The sequence below is a fragment of the Bradyrhizobium barranii subsp. apii genome, assembly GCF_011516635.5.
GTDB classification, from domain to species: Bacteria; Pseudomonadota; Alphaproteobacteria; order Rhizobiales; family Xanthobacteraceae; genus Bradyrhizobium; species Bradyrhizobium barranii.
In genome coordinates, this window is sequence record NZ_CP096255.1 from 5400333 (window position 1) to 5422330 (window position 21998).

Sequence of the window (21998 nt, forward strand, 5' to 3'; positions counted from 1 at the left end):
GAAAGCTCGTGGTTGGAATTGGCCTGCCCCGGGGAACCGGCGGTCCCGGCAGGCAGCCGCTTTTATGGGGCGGATGCCCCGTGGGCAACCCTTTTGAGACGGCCCGAGACCGCCCCTGCAAGAGGCACAATGGTGCCGTCGGCGCGGATGGCAAAGCCGAGCCTCCGGGCCGCGAACCAGTAGCGCACTGCCATGGCGCCGACCATGCCGACCAGAGCGCCGGCGACGACGTCACTCGGATGATGCGCGAGCAGCACCAGCCGGGTCAGCAGGATCACGATTGCGTAAGTGAACATGAACACGCGCAGGCGCGGCCACAGCGCCGAGACCGCAAACGCCAGCGCAAACGCCGTCACCGCATGACCCGACGGCAGGCTGGCATAAGCCCCCGCTCCCTCGAACGGGATGAAGTTGAACGGATCGGCCTTGCCACTCACGAACGGACGTCCGCGACCGATGAGATATTTCAGGATCTCGGCAACGAACACGGACAGGGCGACAGACAGAAACATGAACTGCAGCCGCGTACCGAGGCCGAGCAGCAGCCCACGACGGGTGCCGTGCAATCCCGCTGCAACGAGCGCCAGGAGCACCAGCGTCCCCCCGAGCACCGAGAGCACATACTCGTCCTTGCCGAAATCGGTAAGGATACGGATCGGCCACAAGCTCGGCGTGCCGCGCGTCGGCATCAGCTGGATCTCGGTCTGATCGAACGCGAGCATCAGCACGATGATCAAGGTCGCACCGGCCTCACTGAGCCACAGCGAATGCCGCGCCAGCTTTCGCGCGGCTTCGGCGCGGCGCGAATGCGAAGGCGTACGGACGAGCTGCACCAGGGCATGGCCCGACACCGCGAGCAATTGCGCGGGATAGCCCGGGCGTGGCGCGCTGTCGGCCGGCGCCGGCATCTACTCAGTGCCTTCCGAGCGGAAGATCGAGATCGAGATCGCGCGCCCTTGCGAGAAATTATAGCCGTCGATGCGGGTACCTACCTTGTAGCGCAGCCCGATCGCCTCGGCCCGCTGGACGAAGCTGCGCTCCGAGCGCTGCTCGATCAGCGCGAAGCGACAGCTCCCCTGCCGCAGGAAATCCGCCGCGCCCGAGCCGTCGGTGAGCAGCGTCTGCGTGCCCGTCAGGAACACGAGGCTCGGCTCGTGATAGCCGGCGGCGGCTGCCTTCGGCCCGACGCAGGTGACGTTGCGAAGCGCGCGTGCGATCTCGATGCTCGGAAACAGCGGGGTCAGCGACGGCAGCACGATGCCGTAGACCACGACCGCGAGCATCAGCGCTGCGACCAGCGCGTTGAGCAGCGAGCGCTCGGCGCGGTTGGTGTCGAACAGCCACCAGGCGAACAGACCGAAAATGAGCGAGGCCGCAATGAACGGCCAGGCCACGAACGCCGGTTGCCGCGTCAGCATGACCGCGCCGACCACGGCGATGATCGAGGCGGCAGCGGGAATCGCGAACCACCACGCCGAGCCGCGCGCGAGCCACGAGCGCGACAGCACGTTGCGCTCCAGCGCACCGACGGTGAGGATCGCGATCGCCGGATACAGTGGCAGCACGTAATGCGGCAGCTTGGTCAGCACCGCCTCGAACACGATCCAGGACGGGATCAGCCAGGCCAGCAAGAACTGCGCGCCGGGCTCGCGCCGCGCCCGCCACACCGCCGGCGCCGCCATCGCCGCAAGCGGCGCGCCGGGCCAGAATGTGATCCAGAACAGCGCCAGATACAGTCCGGGCGGCGCACCATGGGATTCCTGGGCGCCGATTTTGCTCAGCATGTCGCCGCCGACGGAATCGGCGAAGAAGGCATCGCCCGCGCGCCAGAAGATCGCGACGAACCAGGGCAGCACCAGCACCAGCATCCACATCAGGCCCCAGAGCGGACGCAGCTTCCATAGCCACGAGGCATCGCGGTCCTGGATCGCGAGCGCGACGATGGTCAGGCCTGCGAACATCAGGATCAGCGGGCCCTTGATCAGGATGCCGACCGCGAGCGCGGTCCAGAAGATCGCGGGCCAGCTCCAGGGCGGATGCGTCTCATCCTCTGCGCGCTGCCACGACAGATAGGCGCGCGACATCGCGCCCATCGCGGCGGTCACGCAGAACAGCAGCATCGCATCGGTTTTCGCGAGGCGTGCTTCGACGCCGAGCAGCACCGAGGCGCACATCAGGAGCGCGGCGAGCACCGCGGCGCGCCGCGTGACGAAGCCGAGCGCGGCCCAATAGGTCATGAGCACGGCGCCGATTGCGCCGATCAGTGACGGCAGCCGGTACACCCAGATCCGCAATTCGGCCTTCGGCAGCTTGAGCGCGGATGCGGCTTCAACCGCGGCCGACTGCAACCAGTAGATGCCGACTGGCTTCTTGTAGCGGACGTCTTCCTGGAAGCGGATGTCGACATAATCGCCGCTCTCGACCATCTGCTTGGTGGCCTGCGCAAAGCGCGCCTCGTCGCGGTCAACGGGCGGAATCGTGAAGAAGCCCGGCAGGAATAGCGGCAGCGCACACAGCAGCAGGAAGCCGACCGCGCGGGCGTGACTGGCCGTGGCGTAGTCCAGCATAAGCACGAGCCGGCTGCCCGGATTCACGGGCGCTTTCGGCTCGCGGGGTGCTCCAAAACGGGGGCTGGGATAGGTCTCGGCCATTGGTTCCGCTTACGCTGAAACCGTCATTCGGACAACCGGTTAAGGCGGGGTCATTGAATTCGAATGACAACTGTGTCCGCGGCGCCAGTGGCGTCGATCACGGTGAGCCGCGCAAAGCCCGGACCGGGCGGATCGATCAGGCGCTGGCGGCGCCCGTCGATCTCGCCGAGTGATGTTCCATTAACCATGATGGTCATGGGAAGGACGCCGCCAGCGACCTTCACCGGCATGGCTGCGCTCCCCTCGCCGCCGGAACGGTCGACATCGATCCGCGAGCCGTTCAGCGGGAACTGGATGTGCAGCGCCTGCTCGCTGCCGGTCCGCACAAGGTCCCCGACCGGGCGGAACCGCTTCAGCGGCAATGGCAACTTGGCGTTGCTGGCGACCAGGGTTCCCTTCGGCGGCTTCGGCAACGGGGCCAGCGTCTTGCCGGTGCGGGCGAAGGCATCGAACAGGATCGGGGCTGCGGCCACGCGGCCGATCAGGCCGGGAACCGGCGCGCCGTCGGGCCGGCCGACCCAGACGCCGATGGTCATGCGGCCGTCGAAGCCGACCGACCAGGCGTCGCGATAGCCGTACGAGGTGCCGGTCTTGAACGCGATGCGGTTGTGGGCGGCGTTTTCGGGCGGCGGCGTGCCCAGGAGCACGTTGCCGACCTGCCAGGCCGCGACCTGGTCCAGCAGCCGCAGCGGTTCCCGATCGTCCCGGCCGGTCATGAGGTCGCGCAACGGCATGGTGGTGCCGAGCCGGGCGAAACCCGTATAGAGCTGGGTGAGGTCCTGCAGTGTCACGCCGACGCCGCCGAGTCCCATCGCGAGCCCAGGTGCCTCGTCCTTGGGCAGGACCAGATTGCCGCCGGCCTGCCGCAGCCGCGACGACAGCCGGCTCGCGCCGACGCGGTCGAGCAGCACGATCGCCGGCACGTTCAGCGACAATTGCAGCGCCTTCTTCACCGGCACCGTGCCCTGAAACGTCATGTCGAAATTTTCCGGCGCGTAGGAGCCGAAGCGGACGGGCCGGTCGTCGATCAAGCTGTCGGGGTGGACGAAGCCGTCCTCGAAGGCAAGCCCGTAGATGAAGGGTTTTAGCGTCGACCCCGGCGAACGGACGGCGCGGGTCATGTCGACCTGCCCCGCCCGGCTCTCATCGAAATAATCGGCCGAACCGACGCGGGCGAGCACGTCGCCGCTCTCATTGTCGACCACGATGATGCCGACCGAGATGTTGGGCCCGAGCGCAATGGCGCGGTCGCGCGCCAGTGGCTCCAGCACCTTCTGCAGATTGGCGTCGAGCGTCAGCTTGATGACCGGCGTATCTTTGACGGTTGAGAGTGCAGTGTCGGAGGCATGCGGCGCCAGCACCGGCATCGGCTTGCGCAGCTTGAGCACCGGAACGGCCTTGGCCTGCATCGCGTCGTCGGCGCTGACCACGTGCTCCGAAACCATGCGGTCGAGCACGCGGTCACGGGCTTTACGTGCCGCCTCGGGATAGCGATCGAGCCGGCGCGTCTCCGGCGATTGCGGCAGCGCCACCAGCAGCGCGGCCTCGGCCAGCGAGAGCCGCTTCGGCTCCTTGCCGAGATAGGCGATCGAGGCCGAGCGGATGCCTTCGAGATTGCCGCCGTAGGGCGCGAGCGCGAGATAGAGGTCGAGGATCTCGGCCTTGCTCATGCTGCGCTCGATCTCGATCGCCCGCACGATCTGCCGCAGCTTTGCATAGAGCGAGCGCTGCCGCCGCGGCTCCATCAGCCGCGCCAGCTGCATCGAGATGGTCGAGCCGCCCGAGACGATGTGGCCGCGCGTCGAGAGCTGCAGCGCGGCGCGCCCCAGCGCGAGCGGATCGAGACCGTTATGCGCGTAGAAGCGCTGGTCCTCATAGGCGAGCAGCAGCTTGAGATAGGTCGGATCGACATTGGCCCTGGCATCGACCGGCAGCCGCCAGCGGCCGTCGGCCATGGCATATGCGCGCAGCAGCTTTCCGTTGCGATCGACGATGGTGGTGGAGACCTGGCGCGCCTCGTCGAGCGGCAGCGGGCCGAGCGAGTAGACCCAGGCGACGAAGCCGAAGATGGCGAGGATGAAGGCGAAGGCGGCAGCCGAGAGGACACGATGACCCCAGCTCCGCACTCCGTCATGGCCGGGCTTGTCCCGGCCATCCACGTTCTTTTCTTCGGCACGAAAGTCCGTGGATGCCCGGGACAAGCCCGGGCATGACGACTGAGTATGAGGCGTCACCTCGCTCATCACTTCGCCGCCCGCACCTCGACGTTACCCGTCCCGGTCCGGCCGTAGCGCGAGGGATTGTACATGTCCTCGACATAGGCCTGCGGCAGCACGTATTTGCCGGGCGAAACCGCACGCACGACATAGGCGACGGTGAAGACCGACTTGGAGTCTGAGGCGCGATCGACCGCCGCCGTGAAGCGGTCGTCGCGGAACTCGGTATCTTCAGGCTCCTCGCCGTCCTCGATCCAGTCCAGCGTGCCACTGTCGCCCGACGACACCAGCTTCGGATTGTCGATCTCGAGGCCCGCGGGCAGATAGTCGGACACCATGATGTGGCCGTACTCGGGCTTCGCTTCGGTGATCTTCAGCACCACGGCGAAACGCTGGTTCTGCTTGACCTTGCTGATGTCGGCGGGCTTGCCGTCGAGCGTGAAATAATTGCGCTCGATCTTGAAGCCATTCGATGCAGCCGGCTCCGGCGTGACCGGCGAGCCCGACACCGAGACCACCGCCTGGACCGGCGCATCGCCGGTGTTGGTGATCTTCAGCGGCTTGCCCTCCAGCGTCACGGCTTTGTAGCTGCGGTACAGCGCGGTCTTGACCGGCTGGCCGTCGACGTCCATCGACAGGTTCTCCTTGGCGAGCGCGCGCGCCGCCAGCACCAGCCACGCATTCTCCTGCGTCGAGGTGTAGGGCGTCAGCCCGCGCGCGACTTCGACCCGCGACACCGCCTGCGTCAGCGTCGCCTTCGGCGCATTGCCTTCGCTGGCGAGCGAGACCAGCGCTGCGGCATCGCGCAGCTGCGAGCCGTAGTCGGTGCGGCCGAACTCCAGCACCGGCTTCGGCGCGAGGCCGTCGAGGGCGGCACCGTAGACGCGTTCCGCGCGATTGCGGTCGCCGACCAGCGCGAGCGCGGCCGCAAGCTGCGACTTCGCGATCGGGGTCGCGAGGTTGCTCAACTTGGTGTCGGCGAGATAGCGGAGATCGCCGATCGGCGCCGCCCCATTGCGCGCGAGCACGTAGAGGCCGTAGGCGAGATCGCGCCCGCCGTCCTTCTCCGGCTCGTTGCCGTTCACGACCGAGTTGCGGATACGGTCGAGCGCGTTCTTGAACAGCACGTCCGGCACCGCAAAGCCCTTTTCGCGGGCGCGGGTGAGGAAGTCCGTCACGTAGGCGTCGAGCCAGGCGTCGTCGCCTCCGGCCGACCATAGGCCGAACGAGCCGTTGGAGCCCTGGCGCGCCAGCAGCCGCTCGATCGCATCGCGGATGCGCTGGTCGACCTCGGTGTCCATGGCCAGATGCGCGCCGGCGGCGAGCTCATTGACGTAGAGCAACGGCAAGGCACGGCTCGTGATCTGTTCGGAGCAGCCATAGGGGTAGCGGTCGAGCGCCTTCAGGATCGTTGCAGCGTCGAGCGCCGTCGACAGGCTGGCCGAAACCGAGACGCTGCCGGTGCCCGGGACGAGATCGGAGAACATGTCCGAGGTCAGCGTCAGGCTTTCACCCTTCGCCAGCGTCCGGATCGAACGCCGCGCCAGCACCTGTGTCGCCGCCTTGACGTCGAGCGCATAGTGTCGTGCCAGCGCAAGGCCGTTCGGTCCCTTGATGTCGACGTCGAGCGTCGCCTGCCCCGCCGCGGTTGCGTCGATTGCGAGCGTAAACGCGTTGCGCTGCTTGGCGGCGAGCTTGACCGTAGTTGCGGGATTGCCGGTCATCTTCACCGGGCCGCCGGTCTTCACGTTGATGACGTAGTCGCCGGCCTGGCCCTCGACATTGTCGATCTCGAGGTTGACCGTGCCGTGGTCGCCATTGAGCAGGAAGCGCGGCAAGGTCGTGGTCAGCACCACGGGATCGCGGATCACGACATCCGTGTTGGCGCGGCCGAGCTTGGTCGCGGTCCACGCCACCGCCATCACGCGCGCGGTGCCGGCGAACTCGGGGATATCGAAGCTCACTTCGGCGGTGCCGTCGGCGGCGACCGTGACGATGCCCGAGTAGAGCGCGAGCGGCTTTTGCGCGGGCGGAGAGCCCTGCAATTCGCCGGCGCCGGCATCGCCGCCGGACTTGATCTGTCCGCGCGTGCCCGACATGCCGTCGATCAGTTGCCCATAGAGATCGCGGATTTCCGCGCTCAGGCGGCGCTGGCCGAGATAGTAATCGTCCGGCGCCGGCGGCTTGTAATTGGTCAGGTTGAGGATGCCGACATCGACCGCGGCGATCACGACCTTGGCGTCCTCACCCGGATTGAGCCCGTCGAGCTTGACCGGGATCTTCAACGTCGCATTCGGCCGGACCAGTGCCGGCGGCGTCAGCTTCACCTGGAGCGTGCGGGTCTGCTTGTCGATGCCGAACCATTTCAGGCCGATCGCCCGGCCCGGCATGCGTTGCGCAGCCGCATCGAGCGGGCGGCGCAGCGTCGCCACCACATAGGCGCCGGTGCCCCAGTCCTTGCCGACCGGCAGCCTCACCTGCGCGGTACCTTCCTTGACGTCGATGGTCTGCGTCGTCAGCAGGCGGTCGCCGAGCACGTTGACCGTGAGCTTGCCGGCGCTGCGGACGTTCACCGACACTGTCATGGTGTCGCCGGAGGCGTATTGCGGCTTGTCGATCGAGGTCTCCAGCAGGTCCGGCGTGTCGGCGCTGCCGTCGGAATACCAGCCGACGTCGAACTGCACCGAGGTCACCGGACCGTCGGCATCCTTCGACTTCACATCGAGCCGATAGCGGCCGGGCTGCGGTGCCAGCGAAATCCGCGACGGCTTGTCGGCCGCGATCGTCACGTCGCCGTCCGAAACGCGCGAAGTCGATTTGACCGGCTCGTACTCCCAGTAATTGTTCTGGCGATACCACTGGTAGCGCGACTCCATCTTCAGGAGCTCGTAGCGCAGGCCATCGCGGCGCAGTCTCTCACCCTCGGGCGAGACGAACACGACGTCGAACTCCGCCTTGTCGCCCTCGGCGACGTTCTTGTCGCCGAACAGCGGCTTGATGCCGATCATGGCGTTGGCGGGCGCGACCGGCAGCACGATCTTGCGCTCGACGGCGCGGCCGCCGGTCTCGACCATGCGCACGAAGATCTGCGCCTCCTGCGGGCGCGTCGAGGCAGGCTGCTTGTCCAGCGTCACCGGGAAGGTGGCAACGCCATTGGCGTCGGCCTCCGGCAAATTCTCCAGCGGCGTGCGCTCGTTCGAGGTGGTCTCCTCGTCGGCGACGCCGAACTGGTAGCCGGCAAAGCCCGGGCGCTCGCTCGCGGGCGCGACCAGCATGTCGCCTTCGAGCCGGAGGCCCGAAGCCGGCGCGCCATAGAGGAAATGGCCATCCGCCTTGAGTTCCACCGGAGCGTTAGCTTTGATCAGCTTGTCCTTGGCGGACAAGTCGAATTCGATCCTGTCAGGAACGTAGTCCTCGACCATGAAGGTGGTTTCGCCGACCGACGAGCCCTTCGGATCGGTGAAGGCGCGGACCCGCCAGGTCCCGGTCGGGACGGCCGAATTGAGCGGCACGGACAGCGTGCGGCCGCCGGCGCCCTGGTCGGCCAGCACGGCGCGGCGGAATTCGACGCCGTCGGGGCGCTCGATCACCAGCGTCAGCGGCCCGCCGGCAACGGCGTTGCCCTGCCCGTCGCGCAAAAGCGCGGTGAGATAGACCGTCTCGCTGGAGCGATAGACGCCGCGCTCGGCATAGACGAAGGCATCGGCGCCCGATGGCACCGCCCGGCCCGAAACGCCGCGGTCGGACAGGTCGAAAGCCGAGGTCTTCAGGCTCAGGAAGGCGTAGTCGGCCTTCTCGCCCGTGACCGTCAGCATCGCCGGCGACAGGCCGCCTTCGCCGCGCGCGAGCCCCGCCTCGAACAGCACATGGCCGCTGTCGTCGGTCTTACGGGTCGCCAGGATCTCGTTGTTGCGGGCGACCAGCCGGACCTCGGCTTTGCCGACCGGGTCGGTCGACGCCAGCGAATTGACGAAGACGTGGATGCCGTCATTGCCGGAATAGGCCGTGACCCCGAGGTCGGAGACGATGAACCATTGCGTTGCGAGCTGGTAATCGTCGTCCGAGCCCGGCCCCTTGGCCGCGGCGGTCATCACGTAGACGCCGGGCTGGAGCTCGCCGAGCGCCTGGTCGACCGGGAAAGCGGTGGTGACGTCCTGGTTCAGCGTCATCGCGGTCGCGAGCTCGCCGGTCCAGACCTTGACGCCGCGCTCGCCGCCGAGATCGGCGAGCTGGTATTTCGACAGCGTCTTCTGGAAATCGCTGTCGACCACCGTGTTGATCAGGTTGCGGTCGCCGATCCTGAATACGTTGACGTTGACTGCGGGCGTGTTGACGCTGACCACGGGAATGCCGCGCTGGCCGGTCCGCGGCAGCACATAGGCGCGGCTGGTGAAGCGCACGAACGGCTTGCGGTCGCGGACATAGACGTTGAACTCGGCGGATTTCGGCAGGCCCTCCTTCACGGTGGACGGCAGGCCGGCGCGCAGATTGATGTTGTAGCGCTCGCCGTGCTTCAGCCCGTCGACGCAGAGCTGCTTGCCTTCGGCCGACAGCGCCGGCTTGTCCTGGCCCGCCAGCGCGAGGTACGGCGCGAAATCGGTGCGCTTGGCCAGCTCCTCCGAGAACTGGAAGCAGGCGCGCGGGCTCGCCGAATCCGAGTCCACGGTATAGTCGAGCAGCCGGAAGCCGTGCTCGTCGCGCATCTTCTCGTATTGGCCGCGGACGTCGGCGACCTCGCGCATGTCGAGCGACAGCCGCAGCGCGTCCAGCGCCGGCCGCCACAGCTTGCGTTCGGCCAGCGACTTGCCGAGCACGGCGAGCGCATCCGCCTCCTCGCCCGGATTGCCGGCGCGCTGGTAGGCGATGTAGGCGGCGGTCGAGGCCCGCTCCAGCAGGAACGTCTGCTCGCTCGAGCTTTTCGGCGAGATCTGGAAGATCACCTTGGCGAGCCGCAGCCAGTTGCCGGTATCCTCCGGCGTGGTCGCGGCGATCTGGCCGAGCACCGACAGCCCGGTGCGGAAATCATTGCGCCGGAAGGCGGCGTCGGCGTCGGTGCGCAGCGTCGCGCTGGTCTTGGCGACCGGCCCCGCCTCGCTCTTGATCTGGGCCTCCAGCTTGATCGCGGAATCGGCGAGGTCGTCGCGCTTGAACGCCTTGTCGGCGGCCAGCGCTGCGCTAAGGCCGAGCGCCAGCGTGGCGCAGAGTGTGACGGCGCGAACAAGACCGATCATAATGGACTCCCGGAAATCGCGGCGAACGCCGCGTGAGCATGAAATGCGCGGAAATGTGACGGACTCAAGGCGATGGAACCAAAGGTGCAAATCGTCGCATTCGCCATGACAAGGCAAGCCCTGAGGAGACCGATCGAGATATCACCGCGCACGCCGTCCTGATGGCGCAGCCCTACCTGACCGATCGACCGGCGGCCGTATCCCGGAAGCTGGCCAGCGTTCCCGGCGATGTAATCCATCGTCCAGTCCGCTGCCGCTCAACCCGGCACCCTGACACCCCACCGTTCCGCTTAGTCGCGGCGTTCAGGAAAACGGTTCGGTTCAGACTTGGCGGGGTCGAGGATTTTTTATATCTGGCGTGATAGAAGACCGGCAGGCGGCAGCCGAGGCTGGCATCAAGACGGTCCCATAGCTCAACTGGATAGAGTAGCGGATTTCTACTCCGCGGGTTGCAGGTTCGAGTCCTGCTGGGATCGCCATTCATCACTGGATTGACGAGGCCGATGGAGCCGACTTGCGGTATCGGCCGCCCGCTCACCGGAGACGTCTTCAAGAGCCTCGCTGTTCTCGTCGATCCCGTGGACGATTTCGATTCGCGCTGCCGGAATTTCGGTGCCGCTTGATCGACGTGACGGACGCACAGTTACCAATCCTCATTACTTCACGAATACGTGGGTACCCTCGCCCCGGTCTTTGAACCGGACAGACGAACCCTATCTATGCGCCGGGCGACGTGCGCCCGATAGGGAATTCGATGCTGCCAACCGAGTGGACGAGAATGGCTATCGCATCTGCGGTTGCCGTGATCGCGATGTCGTATTTGGCAATCGACGCTGGCGTCGTGAACTCCAGCGTGATCACACGGCGCATCGAGACGGCGCGGGCTTCCATTGCGGACGCGGCGGCCAGTCAGCATCAACTTGCCTTCGCTATTCAGGCCTGGGCGCGTCCAAGCCGCCAGAAGGCGGACTCGGAGCCACATCTGGAGCACTGCCTGGCGATCGATTGAGTCAGGCGCAGCACCAGATCAGCCGACGCCTAAGCGGCCTTTCTTTTGTTCACGGTCCGACTCCGCTTCGTTCCAAAAGCACGAATCGTCATCGCAAAAATCGGCAGCGCGCATTCATTAATGCCGCGTTTCGCTGGCTCGGTTCGTTCATGCATCCGAGGTCACGAGCACGGGCCGCAATCGGTACGCATCGATCGCGGCGTTCGACAGCAGCAGCCTGCGCCGCTCGCCGCGCAGCATCAACCGGTCGATCCTGTTCAGGATGAAGCGGGCTGAATCATTGGGCTCACCGGTGAGCAGGCCGGATTGGTCGAGATATTTCCAGGCGATCTCGAAAGACTGCGCGCGCAATTCGGGGTCTGTCATAGCCGGCCAACGTCGACGGGGAACGGATGTTCCTAACCGCGCAACGTCAGTCGCAGCGAACCACGGCGCGACGAAATGCGTAGCGCCGCGAACGAGATCACGACCAGCACGCTGGCTGCAACGAAATGGAGTGCTGCCGACCCGCCAGCCCCGGTCGGCTTTGAAGGGCCCCGTGCTTGTCCCCCCGAGCACGGGGCTTTCTCATGCAGGCCAACCAGCGTCCCGACCTCGGCCGGCCATTGACGCGAGATCTCGCCGAGGATGCGATTAGTCCGTCTGCTCGTCGCGCCGGTCGCGGGCGAGCTGATGCCAGGCCAGAGCCAGTTGGATCAGTCTCTGCCGGTCGGCGCCGTCGGCGGACGCCGCGGCCCGCTTCATCGCCGCCTCGGCTTCGTGCTGTGGGTCGTACTTGGGGCACATGAGGCCGAACCTAACCGACCGATATGGACGGACCGATGGCAATTTCGTCCGTATGAATGCGGGGTGGCTTCGCGTCGTCCGAACCCACCCTGACGCATCTGTGAACTGCGTCACAGCCTGCAACCGGCGTCTCGGCTAAACAGAACTCAACCGCTCGCACCACCGCGAGAGGGCATGGGTGGTCCATCATGACACAGGAAGCAGCAGCCGAGGCTCACGTCCCGACACGACGCGCAAGGCCCGACCTGTTCGGCGCCACGTTTCTTGCCACCATCGGTATCGTGATGCTGGCCTGGATCGCAGGCCTGGTCTGGGCCGCGATCGCGTTCTTCAACTGGCTGGTGTGACGCGCGAAGCGATCAGTATCGCGTCAGCAAACAATACGTGCCCAGACAAAAGGAGGCGGGCCTGCGCCCGCCTCCTTGTTTCAGACCTTGCCTGAAGCCTCAGTAACACGCGCGAGGATCGGCCTGCACATACTGGCCGCTCGGATAGCGGTAGTAGCAATTGCCCTGGGCGAAATAATAGCCGGGCCGCGAGGCAGCCGTGGCGCCGGCGATCGCGCCGGTGGCGCCGCCGATCACGGCACCCGCGGCCGCGCCCGAGGCGTTGCCCGAGATCAGGCCGCCCAGCACGCCGCCGACGATGGCGCCGCCAAGTGCGCTTGCGCCGGGATCAGCCGGTGGCGGAGGCGGCGGCGGTTCGTAGGCGATGGGAGGCGGCGCCGGAGCATAGGCCACCGGCATGTCGTCGAAGTAATCCTCGGAGATGTAGGCCGGCGGGCCGGCCATCCGCTGCGGATAATAGTACCAGACGCCGCCGACGTCCCACCACCAGCCGGAGCGGCCGTTGCGGACCTCGTGGCGCCAGCGCCCGCCATCCCAGGCGCGATTGCCGCGATAGGCGTGTCCGCCCCAGTCGCGCTCCGGTGCGGGGCCCCTGGCGTAATTGCGTCCGGGCGGCGGGCCGCCTGCTCCGTGCGGGCCGGGACCGGGGCCGCCGGCGTGGGGCTGGCCGCCGGGCTGTTGCGCGGGCCGGGCCGCCTGCTGCGGCGGGGGGCCCTTGCGCATGTTCTGATTGTTCTGGGGCGGCGCGCCCGCGCCGGGCCCCGCAGGCGTCTGGGCCTGGGGTCTTGGCGGCAATGAGTCCTGTGCCTGCGCCGAAAGCGCGACAAGGGACATGGCCGAAACCAAGGGAATAATGATCTTCATGCGACTGGACGCACTCATGCGTGCTTGACCCCCTACTCTCGCGATTGCCGTGGTGCCTAGCGCGATAGACGATTCGCCTCGCGCCTGGCTGATGCCGGCGGACATAACTGACCTGCTTTGGTCAGCTAAGTCCCGTTACAAATGATTAAGATCACGGCAATTTTCGGCCCTGGGGGCGCGGCGGAACCGTTCTAGCGCGCCGGCTCGATCACATTGCAGTTGGTCCGCCCCGACATCAGGCAGTCCTGCATCTTGCTGGCCGCGGTGAGATCGCGGGCGAGCCACCAGCCGACACCGAGGATCACGAGCGCGATGATCAATCCGGCAATCGCGCCGCGACGGTTGTCGCCGGATTGAGGTTTTGCGAGGGATTTGGGCTTTTTGCCCGGTTCGGGCTTGGACTCAGACTTGGACATGACTGGCCGATCGCAGGGGTGAGCCGGCTTTACCACCTCTGCGACGTCGCGTCACATCCCTCGATCGTTCAGCCCCGGGTCTGCCGGATCGCATCCTTGCGCGAGGTTTCGACCGCCGGTGTGGCCCGCGGTGCGCAGGTCGTCAGCAAGAATGCGGTCTGGGTGCATTCCCAATCCGCGCCGAGGACGGCACTTTCGATCGGCTTCGGGCGGGCGAGCAACAGTGCGACGCCAGCCAAGGCGACCACCGCGACGGCGATCGCGAGCGCCTTCGGGCTCAGTCTTGAGATCATCATGCCCGTGCTCCGTCTCGTACCGGGCGGACGCTAGGCGCCGCTCCGTGTGGTCCTCTATGAAGGACATCACAATTCGGCAGTTTTTCCGGGCTACGAGAGATCGTCGGGGCTGGCGATTTTTCGTCTACCTGATCGGCTGCGATTATGGGTGGCTTCGCGACGCGCGCCGATGTACACGCTTCTGCGTCGCGTGGTGCCTGCTATGCCCAGCCGACGTACCAACAGTCACCGATGTAGGATTGAAAGCGAGGAAGGCAAGGCCCGTGAGTGGATTTAGGGAACCCGGGTTTTCAGACCGGCAAAAGGCGGCGCAGGAAGCGCGCAAAAATCTTTTGAACAAATTCAAGTCGCAGCCCGGGCTGGATGATCCGGCGGTGGCGGCACGTCGTGCTGAGCGCGAGGCGCTCGCGGCCAAGCGCGCAGAGGCAAAGGCCGCGCGCGAAGCCGAGAAGGCCGAGCAGAAGCGTATTGCGGAAGAAGCTGCAGCGGCCGAAGCCGCGCGTATCGCCCGCGAAGCGGAAGAAGCGATCGCCAAGCAGGCTGAAGTCGAGGCCGAGCAAAAGGCCAAGCGCGACGCCCGCTACGCTGCCCGAAAGGCCAAGCGGAAGTAACGTTCGCAAGTCACGTTCAACTCACGTCGCGTTCAAGTGAAGTTGAACTGAAACATCGCTGGGGGCGGTCCATGTGACCGCCCTCGGACTTCCAAGCGCGCGTCTGCCTTCGCAGACGCCGCGACGACGGCGGAAGATCAGTTCTTCTTCATCATCCCGTCGTCTTTCTTCATCCCGTCCTTCGACATGTGGTCCTTCTTCATGCCGTCGTCCTTGGACATGGTGTCCTTCTTCATGCCGTCCTTGGACATCGTGTCCTTCTTCATCATGCCGTCGTCCTTGCCCATCTTGTCCTGGGCAAAAGCGGCCGGCGACAGCGCGAGGCCAAGCGACAGAGCGGCAGCCGAGACGCCGAGCACGATGCGGGTGCGAATGGTCATGAGTGATTTCCCTTCGAGATGGTGTTTGTCAGCGACGGACGCCGCTATCTGATCTCGACGGATTGCCCGCTGGCGTTGTTACGCGCCCACTGACAAAATTTCTGCGGGCCGGCTGCGAGGATGTTCCGTGTGCACTGCAGCAAGGCCGGCACTTGCCCCGGCATTCGGTCTCGAACTATCAGATGAGAGAATATTGGGTGAGAGACCGGCTAGGATGGACCTATGCGCTGGTCTCAAGGACCCAGCCCACCTCACACCAAACAAGAACCGGCCAAGGGCCGTCCAAGGGGATACACCATGCTCACGCGCCGTCATCTGATCGCGACCGCCGTCGCCGCACCCGCCATTCTTCGCTTCGGCACTGGTACCGCGCATGCCGCGACCACGCTGAAGATCTCGCATCAATTCCCGGGAGGGACCATCGACAAGGGCGACTTCCGCGACCGGCTCTGCCGCATGTTCGCGGCTGAAGTCGCCAAGCGCAGCAAAGGCGACATCGCCGCGGAAATCTATCCGAACTCCTCGCTGATCAAGACCAACGCGCAGTTCTCCGCGATGCGCAAGGGCGCGCTCGACATCAGCCTCTATCCGATGCCTTACGCCGGTGGCGAGCTGCCGGAGACCAATATCGGCCTGATGCCGGGCCTCGTGACCACCTACGACCAGGGCATGCGCTGGAAGAAGGCGCCGGTCGGCAAGGCGCTGACCGACTTCCTCGCCGACAAGGGCATCATCCTGCTCACCTGGGTGTGGCAGGCCGGCGGCGTCGCCAGCCGCTCCAAGCCGATCGTCGCTCCTGAAGATGCCAAGGGCATGAAGGTGCGCGGCGGCTCGCGCGAAATGGACATGGTGCTCCAGACCGCCGGCGCCTCGGTGCTCTCGGTGCCGTCGAACGAAATCTACGCGGCGATGCAGACCGGCGCCTGCGATGCCGGCATCACCTCCTCGACCAGCCTGATCTCGTTCCGGCTCGAAGAGGTCGCGAAGTCGCTGACCTCCGGTGCGGGTGCCTCCTACTGGTTCATGCTCGAGCCGCTGATGATGTCGAAGGCGATCTTCGACAAGCTGCCGAAGAACCAGCAGGACGTCCTGCTCGCGGTCGGCACCGAGCTCGAAGCCTTCGGCCGCAAGGGCGCGCAGGACGACGACGTCGAGGTCGCCAAGGTCTACGAGAAGGCCGGCGCCAAGGTCAGTGCGCTCGATGCCGCCACCGTCGGCAAATGGCGCGACATCGCCCGCGACACCGCGTGGAAGGATTACGGCGCCAAGACCGCGACCGCCGCCAACCTGCTCAAGCTCGCCTCCGACGTCGGCGCATGAGCCACGGTCCGCTTCCGGATCGTGACGACCAGGCGAACGCTGCCGCAGGGACCGGCCTTGCGGCGGCGATCGATCGCGGTCTCGCCGTCCTCAACACCATCATCGTCGTGTTCGCAGCGATCGCGCTGATCGCGGCCTGCGCCATCCTGAGCTACAGCGTGCTCAGCCGCGCCCTGTTCAAGGCCGCCAATTACTGGCAGGACGAGGCCGCCGTATTCCTCCTGGTCGGCGCCACCTTCATGACGGCGGCCTATGTGCAGCAGAACCGCGGCCATATCGGCATCGAGGCCTTTGTCGGCCTGCTGTCGCCGCTCGCGAACCGGATCAGGCTCTGGCTGGTCGATGCTGCGACGTTCCTGTTCTGCGCCTTTTTCGCCTGGAAGTCCTGGACGCTGACCCATGAAGCCTATGTCGACGGTCAGGTCTCGAACTCGATGTGGTCGCCGCCGCTCGCCATTCCCTATTCGCTGATGGCGCTCGGGATGAGCCTGCTCTGCATCCAGATCCTCGTGCAGCTTGCGCTGCCTTTCGCAGGAGCCAGGCGTCCATGAGCGTTTTCGGTATCGGCCTCGCCTACGGTATCGCGACGCTGGTCGTGATGTTCTCAGGCATGCCGATCGCGTTCGCGCTCGGCGCGGTCGCGGTCGTGTTCATGGGCATCTACATGCCGGCCGCGTCCCTGGATACGGTGACGCAGAACGTCTACGAGGAAATGGCCTCGATCACGCTGCTGTCGATCCCGCTCTTCATCCTGAAGGGCGCCGCGATCGGCAAATCGCGCGCCGGCCAGGATCTCTATTCGGCCCTGCATGCCTGGCTGCATCGCGTCCCCGGCGGCCTCGGCGTCGCCAACGTGTTCGCCTGCGCGCTGTTTGCGGCGATGGCGGGCTCTAGCCCTGCGACCTGCTCGGCGATCGGATCGGCCGGCATCCCCGAGATGCGCAAGCGCGGCTATTCCGGCGGATTTGCTGCCGGCATCATCGCCGCCGGCGGCACGCTCGGCATTCTGCTGCCGCCCTCGATCACCATGATCCTGTTCGCGGTCGCCGCGGAAAAATCGCTCGGCCGTCTCTTCCTCGCCGGCATCGGGCCCGGCCTGCTGCTGGTGTCCCTGTTCGGCGCCTATGCGGTGATCCGCTTCCGCCAGGAATATGCCGCGGCGCAGGCGATCTTTGAGAAAGGCGGGCCTGAGGCTGCGATCCTGGCCCGCGACGAATACACGCTGGCCGAACGCTTCAGCGTGCTGCCGCGTGTAATCCCCTTCGTGCTGCTGCTCACCGGCGTCATGATCGCCCTCTATGGTGGCTACGCGACGCCGTCGGAAACCGCCGGCCTCGGCGGCCTCCTCGCGCTGGCGCTGATCGCGGCGATCTACAGCGTGTGGCGGCCGAGCGACCTCGCCCCGATCTTGAAGTCGACGATCCGGGAATCGACCATGCTGATGATGATCATCGGCATGTCGCTGCTCTATTCCTACGTGATGAGCTATCTGCACATCTCGCAATCGGTCGCCGAATCCATCGTCGCGATGCACCTGCCGCGCTGGGAGCTGCTGTTCGCGATCCTCGTCATGGTCGTCGTGCTCGGCTTCTTCCTGCCGCCGGTCTCCATTATTCTCATGACCGCGCCGATCATCCTGCCGCCGCTCCGCGCCGCCAATTTCGACATCATCTGGTTCGGCGTAGTCATGACCATCGTGATGGAGATGGGGCTGATCCATCCGCCGGTCGGCCTCAACATCTTCGTCATCCGCAACGTCGCGCCGGATATTCCCCTGCGCGAGGTGATCTGGGGCACCCTGCCTTTCGTGCTGCTGATGATGCTCGCGGTGCTGCTGCTGTGCTTCTTCCCGGGAATCTCGACCGGCCTGCCGGACCTGGTGATGGGGCCGGACGGGAGCAGGTAGAGGCGATCGCAATTGCCGTAGGGTGGGCAAAGGCGCGCAGCGCCGTGCCCACCATCTCTCCTCGATCCCGATAAAAGTGGTGGGCACGCTTCGCTTTGCCCACCCTACGAGCTAACCCTAAGATCTCTACGATTTATCCTTCCGCCGTGACTTCGGCGCGATCGTGCTGCCGGCCACAACCTGCAACAGATCCTTGCGCACGGCCTCGATGTGCCGCTCCAGGAACCGGCAGGCCTCCTCGACCTTCTGCGCGCGGCAGAGCGCGATCAGATGGGCGTGCTCCTTTTCGGCGGTCCCCATCGCCTTGGTGTTGGAGAGCTGGAGGCGCGTGTAGCGGTCGCTGGTCTGGAGCAGTGACAGCACGATCGCGCGCGTACGCGGCTGCGGGGCGTGAACGTAGAGTGCCATGTGAAAATCGGCGTTGAGCTGGCCCCATTCGCTGACATTACGCGCCTTGATCGCCTTCTCGAAGCTCTTGTGGATGTCATCGAGCCCGCTGAAATCATCGGCGGTGAAACGCGGCGCCGATTGCGCCAGGAGGCGTGGCTCCAGGATTCCGCGCAGGTCGAACACATCGTTGATCTCGTCCAGCGACAGCTCCGAGACGATCGCGCCCTTCTGCGGGACGATGCGCACCAGGCCTTCGGCTTCGAGCTGGAACAGCGCTTCGCGCACCGGGATGCGACTGACGCCATAGGCCTCGCCAAGTGCGTCCTGCCGTAGCTGCGATCCGGCCGGATAGGTGCCGTCGAGGATCGCCTGCCTGAGCTGGTCGACGATCGCGGCCGACAGCGTGCGATGCTTCAGAGGCTGTTTCATCTGACCTTCTGTTGTCCTTCCCGACTCATCCGGCCGAAGCGGTCTCTCTCTTGCATGTTGAGGGGCCCAACAAAAGTGTGCGGCCCGGCAAAAGCCAGTGCCCAGCAAAAGCGCGTCCTGCCGCCGAAATGACCGCAATCTCCGTTTGACACGCCAAATGTATAAATTATACATTTGCCGATAGCACGAGATTTCTCAGGGGTCGGGGCCTCTTTCATGATCGAGCAGACGATGCCGGCCACGCGCGCACTCAGCGTTCGACACATGGTCGTCCGCGCGTCCAGTGCCCTGCTCGCCGTCGAGCGCGTCGCGCTGATGGGCCTGATGTACCTGCTCACCGGGCTGATCCTGGTGAACGTCGTCACCCGCTACGCGCGTTTCCCGATCTACTGGATCGATGAATCCGCGGTCTATTGCGTTGTCTGGCTGACCTTCGTCGGCGCCTCGGCGATGACGCGGCTGCGGCTCGATTTCGCCGTCACCATGCTGACGGAACGTCTTTCGCCGCGGCACCAGAAGATCGCAAAGGTGATCTCGACCGGCATGGTCGTCGCGTTCGGAATCGCACTGATCGTGACCTGCGTGCTCTGGATGGACCCGATTGGTCTCGCGCGCGCCGGCTTCGACGGGCGCAAGCTCGCGGCTGAGACCTTCAACTTTCTCTACACCGAGCACACCCAGACGCTGAACTGGCCGACCTGGGTGCTCTATTTGACGCTGCCGATCTTCGCGGTCTCGATGACCATCCACGGCCTCGCCAACCTGCTGGAAGATCTCGAACTGGTCCCGCGCACGCCGCCGAAGGGCTTTGCGCTCTCCGAACTCGACGGGGTCAACTGATGATCACGTCAGCCGCCTTCGTCGCGATCATGCTGGTCGGCGTGCCGATCGGCCTCTGCCTATGCCTCGCCGGCCTCGTCTACATCGCAGCATCCGGCAATCCGGTGCTGTTCCAGTCCTATCCGCTCCAGCTGTTCGGCGGCGTCGACAGCTACGGCCTGATCGCCATTCCGCTCTTCATCCTGATCGGCGAGATCATGAACGGCGGCGGCATCACGCGGCGCATCGTCGACATGGCGATGGCCTTCGTCGGCTCGCTCAAGGGCGGGCTCGCCTACGTCAACATCCTCGCCAACATGTTCATCTCCTCGATCCTGGGATCGGCGACCGCGCAGGTCGCGATCATGGCCCAGATCATGGTGCCGGAGATGGAGAAGAAGGGCTACGACAAGACCTTCGCGGCGGGATTGACCGCCTATGGCGGCATGCTCGGCCCGATCATTCCGCCGTCGGTGATGTTCGTGGTCTACAGCGTGCTCGCGCAGGTCTCGGTCAGCGACATGCTGATCGCCGGCATCGTGCCGGGCGTGATCCTCACGGTGATGTTCTGCCTCGTCATCGCGCTGATGGGATACGTCTACAACTATCCGCGCGCCGATTATCAGACGCCGCGCCAGCGCGTCATGACGATCCTGCGGACGTCACCCACCCTGCTGATCCCGATCGTCATCGTCGGCACTATCCTCAGCGGCCTCGCCAATGCGACGGAATCCGCTGCGGTCGGCGCGGTCGCCGCCGCACTCGTCGGGAAATACTGGACCAGGGAATTCGAGTTCTCGCAGCTGCCGCAGATGATGCTGCGCAGCGCCATCTATTCGGCGATCGTGCTGTTCCTGGTGGCGGCCGCGGCGGTGTTCTCCTGGGTCCTGATCTTCGGCAAGGTGCCGCAGGAAACCGCCGGCTGGATCCAGTCCGCCGCCAAGGACCCGGTCAGCTTCATGCTGATCTGCAACGTCATCCTGCTGATCATCGGCACTGTCATCGACGGCATTCCCGGCCTGATCATGACGGTGCCGATCCTGCTGCCGGTTGCAACCGACGTCTACCACATCGATCCCCGGCATTTCGGCGTGGTCGTCGTGATCAACCTCGTGCTCGGCCTGCTGTCGCCGCCGGTCGGGCTCTGCTTCTTCGTCGCGGCCGCCGTCACCGGCGCCAAGCCCGGCAAGATGTTCATGGTGACGCTGCCCTTCTTCGTCATCTCCTGCGTCCTGCTGGTGCTGCTCTCGCTCTACCCCTCGCTCTCGCTGATCCTCATCAAATAGGCCCGTTCAAAAGGAAGCCCGACCATGCCGCTTTCACGCCGCCGCTTTCTCGCCGCCAGTGCCGCCGCCTCGGTGTTCGCACCGTCGCTGGCGCTTGCCCAGGCCAAGGAATTCCGCCTCGGCCTGATCACGCCCAACGGCCATTCCTGGAACAAGGCGGCGCTCAAGTTCGGCGACGATCTCAAGGCGGCCACCAACGGCCGGCTCACCCTGACCGTGTTCCATTCCGGCCAGCTCGGCAACGAGCCCGCGATGATGCAGCAATTGCAGTCCGGCGCGCTCGACATGGGCTTCATCCAGGCCGCCGAGCTCGGCTCGCGCGTGCCGCACATCGCCGCGATCAATGCGCCCTACATCGTCCGCTCGACGCCTGCGGTCGCGAAATTCGTGCGGCATCCGGCGGCCGTGAAGCTGTTCGATGTGCTGCCGCAGGAGACCGGCACCATCGGCCTCGGCTGGGGCATCACCGGCATGCGCGCGGTGTTCTCGTCCAAGGACCTGAACTCGCTCGCCGACATCAAGGGCATGAAGCTGCGCATCAACCCGACGCCGGTCTATCGCGACTTCTATTCCTCGCTCGGTGCCGCACCGACGCCGATCCCGACGCCGCAGGTGTTCGACGCGATGGCCAACGGCCAGGTCGATGGCCTCGAGGCCGATCTCGAATTCTCCTGGAACCAGCGCTTCGACAAGGTCTCCAAAGTGATCCTGCAGATGAACGCCGTCTTCATGCCGATGGCCGCGGTCGTTTCCGGCCGGGTCTGGCAGACGCTCCCCGCAGCCGACCGCGAGCTGATTGCCAAGACGGTGAAGTCGACGCTGGACGCGCAGATCGACGAGTTGGCCTCCAACGAGCCCGCGCTGATCGAGAATTTCAAGAACGCGCCGATCCCGATCCGCCAGGTCCCGCCCGGCGACACCGAGGCTGTCATCGCCGAGTTCGACAAGATCTGGCTGCCCAAGGCACCTGTTCTCGCCGAGCTGCGCAAGGTCGGCGCGACGCTCTGATCCCATTCGCCATCCTCTTCACCACAGCCGGCG

20 protein-coding genes and 1 tRNA gene are annotated in these 21998 nt (G+C 65.6%); 10 read left to right on the plus strand and 11 right to left on the minus strand.

What is annotated here, in order from left to right:
* Positions 1 to 62: 62 nt before the first annotated feature.
* From HAP41_RS25650 to HAP41_RS25670, 5 genes are all read right to left on the minus strand, one after another.
* On the minus strand, positions 63 to 908 hold the full coding sequence (locus HAP41_RS25650; RefSeq protein ID WP_166096510.1) for a phosphatase PAP2 family protein: 846 nt from the start codon (positions 906 to 908) through the stop codon (positions 63 to 65).
* On the minus strand, positions 909 to 2651 hold the full coding sequence (locus HAP41_RS25655; RefSeq protein WP_166096509.1) for an ArnT family glycosyltransferase: 1743 nt from the start codon (positions 2649 to 2651) through the stop codon (positions 909 to 911). It lies immediately after the preceding gene.
* 50 nt (positions 2652 to 2701) lie between these two features.
* Positions 2702 to 4810: a penicillin-binding protein 1C gene (gene pbpC / locus HAP41_RS25660; RefSeq protein ID WP_166096508.1), complete on the minus strand. Its 2109-nt coding sequence runs from the start codon at positions 4808 to 4810 to the stop codon at positions 2702 to 2704.
* An 83-nt stretch (positions 4811 to 4893) separates the two neighbouring features.
* Complete coding sequence (locus HAP41_RS25665; RefSeq protein ID WP_166096507.1) at positions 4894 to 10098, minus strand: alpha-2-macroglobulin family protein; 5205 nt, start codon at positions 10096 to 10098, stop codon at positions 4894 to 4896.
* The gene (locus tag HAP41_RS25670; RefSeq protein WP_166096506.1) at positions 10095 to 10337 is read right to left on the minus strand and encodes a hypothetical protein; all 243 of its coding nucleotides are present in this window, start codon (positions 10335 to 10337) and stop codon (positions 10095 to 10097) included. The genes HAP41_RS25665 and HAP41_RS25670 overlap by 4 nt, the downstream gene beginning before the upstream one ends.
* Positions 10338 to 10500: 163 nt before the next feature.
* Here HAP41_RS25670 and HAP41_RS25675 point away from each other — a divergent pair.
* Both HAP41_RS25675 and HAP41_RS25680 read left to right on the plus strand, forming a co-directional pair.
* Positions 10501 to 10577 (plus strand) — tRNA-Arg (locus HAP41_RS25675).
* 275 nt (positions 10578 to 10852) lie between these two features.
* Positions 10853 to 11107 (plus strand): hypothetical protein, encoded by a 255-nt coding sequence (locus HAP41_RS25680; protein ID WP_063983430.1) that lies wholly within the window; start codon positions 10853 to 10855, stop codon positions 11105 to 11107.
* A 147-nt stretch (positions 11108 to 11254) separates the two neighbouring features.
* Here the strand turns inward: HAP41_RS25680 and HAP41_RS25685 are convergent, their stop codons facing one another.
* Positions 11255 to 11473 carry a hypothetical protein gene (locus HAP41_RS25685; protein WP_063983431.1) on the minus strand — a complete coding sequence of 73 codons (219 nt, stop codon included), beginning with the start codon at positions 11471 to 11473 and terminating at the stop codon, positions 11255 to 11257.
* A gap of 608 nt (positions 11474 to 12081) precedes the next feature.
* Between HAP41_RS25685 and HAP41_RS25690 the strand changes: the two genes are divergently transcribed.
* Positions 12082 to 12240 (plus strand): hypothetical protein, encoded by a 159-nt coding sequence (locus HAP41_RS25690; RefSeq protein WP_028161343.1) that lies wholly within the window; start codon positions 12082 to 12084, stop codon positions 12238 to 12240.
* Between the two features lie 99 nt (positions 12241 to 12339).
* Here HAP41_RS25690 and HAP41_RS25695 read toward each other — a convergent pair whose 3' ends face one another.
* The 3 genes from HAP41_RS25695 to HAP41_RS25705 form a co-directional block, all read right to left on the minus strand.
* The gene (locus tag HAP41_RS25695) at positions 12340 to 13122 is read right to left on the minus strand and encodes a hypothetical protein (RefSeq protein ID WP_166096505.1); all 783 of its coding nucleotides are present in this window, start codon (positions 13120 to 13122) and stop codon (positions 12340 to 12342) included.
* A gap of 173 nt (positions 13123 to 13295) precedes the next feature.
* The gene (locus tag HAP41_RS25700) at positions 13296 to 13520 is read right to left on the minus strand and encodes a hypothetical protein (RefSeq protein WP_166096504.1); all 225 of its coding nucleotides are present in this window, start codon (positions 13518 to 13520) and stop codon (positions 13296 to 13298) included.
* 68 nt (positions 13521 to 13588) lie between these two features.
* The gene (locus tag HAP41_RS25705) at positions 13589 to 13816 is read right to left on the minus strand and encodes a hypothetical protein (protein WP_028150973.1); all 228 of its coding nucleotides are present in this window, start codon (positions 13814 to 13816) and stop codon (positions 13589 to 13591) included.
* A 263-nt stretch (positions 13817 to 14079) separates the two neighbouring features.
* Between HAP41_RS25705 and HAP41_RS25710 the strand changes: the two genes are divergently transcribed.
* Positions 14080 to 14427, plus strand: coding sequence for a DUF6481 family protein (locus tag HAP41_RS25710; protein WP_071914157.1), 348 nt, complete (start codon positions 14080 to 14082; stop codon positions 14425 to 14427).
* A gap of 137 nt (positions 14428 to 14564) precedes the next feature.
* Here the strand turns inward: HAP41_RS25710 and HAP41_RS25715 are convergent, their stop codons facing one another.
* The gene (locus tag HAP41_RS25715; protein WP_028150975.1) at positions 14565 to 14807 is read right to left on the minus strand and encodes a pentapeptide MXKDX repeat protein; all 243 of its coding nucleotides are present in this window, start codon (positions 14805 to 14807) and stop codon (positions 14565 to 14567) included.
* Positions 14808 to 15104: 297 nt separating this feature from the next.
* Here HAP41_RS25715 and HAP41_RS25720 point away from each other — a divergent pair, with 297 nt between their 5' ends.
* The 3 genes from HAP41_RS25720 to HAP41_RS25730 are packed head-to-tail and all read left to right on the plus strand — an operon-like array spanning position 15105 to position 18033.
* Positions 15105 to 16127: a TRAP transporter substrate-binding protein gene (locus HAP41_RS25720; protein WP_063983435.1), complete on the plus strand. Its 1023-nt coding sequence runs from the start codon at positions 15105 to 15107 to the stop codon at positions 16125 to 16127.
* Positions 16124 to 16678 carry a TRAP transporter small permease gene (locus HAP41_RS25725; RefSeq protein ID WP_063983436.1) on the plus strand — a complete coding sequence of 185 codons (555 nt, stop codon included), beginning with the start codon at positions 16124 to 16126 and terminating at the stop codon, positions 16676 to 16678. The genes HAP41_RS25720 and HAP41_RS25725 overlap by 4 nt, the downstream gene beginning before the upstream one ends.
* Positions 16675 to 18033 carry a TRAP transporter large permease gene (locus HAP41_RS25730; RefSeq protein ID WP_063983437.1) on the plus strand — a complete coding sequence of 453 codons (1359 nt, stop codon included), beginning with the start codon at positions 16675 to 16677 and terminating at the stop codon, positions 18031 to 18033. Before HAP41_RS25725 ends, HAP41_RS25730 begins: the two co-directional genes overlap by 4 nt.
* A 126-nt stretch (positions 18034 to 18159) precedes the next feature.
* Here HAP41_RS25730 and HAP41_RS25735 read toward each other — a convergent pair whose 3' ends face one another.
* Positions 18160 to 18852, minus strand: coding sequence for a GntR family transcriptional regulator (locus HAP41_RS25735; RefSeq protein ID WP_166096503.1), 693 nt, complete (start codon positions 18850 to 18852; stop codon positions 18160 to 18162).
* A gap of 231 nt (positions 18853 to 19083) precedes the next feature.
* On the opposite strand from HAP41_RS25735, the gene HAP41_RS25740 reads away from it, so the two are divergent.
* The 3 genes from HAP41_RS25740 to HAP41_RS25750 are packed head-to-tail and all read left to right on the plus strand — an operon-like array spanning position 19084 to position 21965.
* Entirely contained in the window at positions 19084 to 19692 is a 609-nt protein-coding gene (locus HAP41_RS25740) for a TRAP transporter small permease (protein WP_135213851.1), read from the plus strand.
* Positions 19692 to 20957 (plus strand): TRAP transporter large permease, encoded by a 1266-nt coding sequence (locus HAP41_RS25745; protein ID WP_063983439.1) that lies wholly within the window; start codon positions 19692 to 19694, stop codon positions 20955 to 20957. Before HAP41_RS25740 ends, HAP41_RS25745 begins: the two co-directional genes overlap by 1 nt.
* A 24-nt stretch (positions 20958 to 20981) precedes the next feature.
* Positions 20982 to 21965, plus strand: a complete 984-nt coding sequence (locus HAP41_RS25750) for a TRAP transporter substrate-binding protein (protein WP_038936090.1) — start codon at positions 20982 to 20984, stop codon at positions 21963 to 21965.
* Positions 21966 to 21998 lie beyond the last annotated feature (33 nt).

Bases quoted from the DNA above. Each gene is read 5' to 3' on its own strand.
- HAP41_RS25650 (WP_166096510.1), bottom strand. From the start codon at position 908: ATGCCGGCGCCGGCCGACAGCGCGCCACGCCCGGGCTATCCCGCGCAA.
- HAP41_RS25655 (WP_166096509.1), bottom strand. From the start codon at position 2,651: ATGGCCGAGACCTATCCCAGCCCCCGTTTTGGAGCACCCCGCGAGCCG.
- HAP41_RS25665 (WP_166096507.1), bottom strand. From the start codon at position 10,098: ATGATCGGTCTTGTTCGCGCCGTCACACTCTGCGCCACGCTGGCGCTC.
- HAP41_RS25670 (WP_166096506.1), bottom strand. From the start codon at position 10,337: ATGGATTACATCGCCGGGAACGCTGGCCAGCTTCCGGGATACGGCCGC.
- HAP41_RS25680 (WP_063983430.1), top strand. From the start codon at position 10,853: ATGCTGCCAACCGAGTGGACGAGAATGGCTATCGCATCTGCGGTTGCC.
- HAP41_RS25685 (WP_063983431.1), bottom strand. From the start codon at position 11,473: ATGACAGACCCCGAATTGCGCGCGCAGTCTTTCGAGATCGCCTGGAAA.
- HAP41_RS25690 (WP_028161343.1), top strand. From the start codon at position 12,082: ATGACACAGGAAGCAGCAGCCGAGGCTCACGTCCCGACACGACGCGCA.
- HAP41_RS25695 (WP_166096505.1), bottom strand. From the start codon at position 13,122: ATGAGTGCGTCCAGTCGCATGAAGATCATTATTCCCTTGGTTTCGGCC.
- HAP41_RS25700 (WP_166096504.1), bottom strand. From the start codon at position 13,520: ATGTCCAAGTCTGAGTCCAAGCCCGAACCGGGCAAAAAGCCCAAATCC.
- HAP41_RS25705 (WP_028150973.1), bottom strand. From the start codon at position 13,816: ATGATGATCTCAAGACTGAGCCCGAAGGCGCTCGCGATCGCCGTCGCG.
- HAP41_RS25715 (WP_028150975.1), bottom strand. From the start codon at position 14,807: ATGACCATTCGCACCCGCATCGTGCTCGGCGTCTCGGCTGCCGCTCTG.
- HAP41_RS25720 (WP_063983435.1), top strand. From the start codon at position 15,105: ATGCTCACGCGCCGTCATCTGATCGCGACCGCCGTCGCCGCACCCGCC.
- HAP41_RS25725 (WP_063983436.1), top strand. From the start codon at position 16,124: ATGAGCCACGGTCCGCTTCCGGATCGTGACGACCAGGCGAACGCTGCC.
- HAP41_RS25730 (WP_063983437.1), top strand. From the start codon at position 16,675: ATGAGCGTTTTCGGTATCGGCCTCGCCTACGGTATCGCGACGCTGGTC.
- HAP41_RS25735 (WP_166096503.1), bottom strand. From the start codon at position 18,852: ATGAAACAGCCTCTGAAGCATCGCACGCTGTCGGCCGCGATCGTCGAC.
- HAP41_RS25740 (WP_135213851.1), top strand. From the start codon at position 19,084: ATGCCGGCCACGCGCGCACTCAGCGTTCGACACATGGTCGTCCGCGCG.
- HAP41_RS25745 (WP_063983439.1), top strand. From the start codon at position 19,692: ATGATCACGTCAGCCGCCTTCGTCGCGATCATGCTGGTCGGCGTGCCG.
- HAP41_RS25750 (WP_038936090.1), top strand. From the start codon at position 20,982: ATGCCGCTTTCACGCCGCCGCTTTCTCGCCGCCAGTGCCGCCGCCTCG.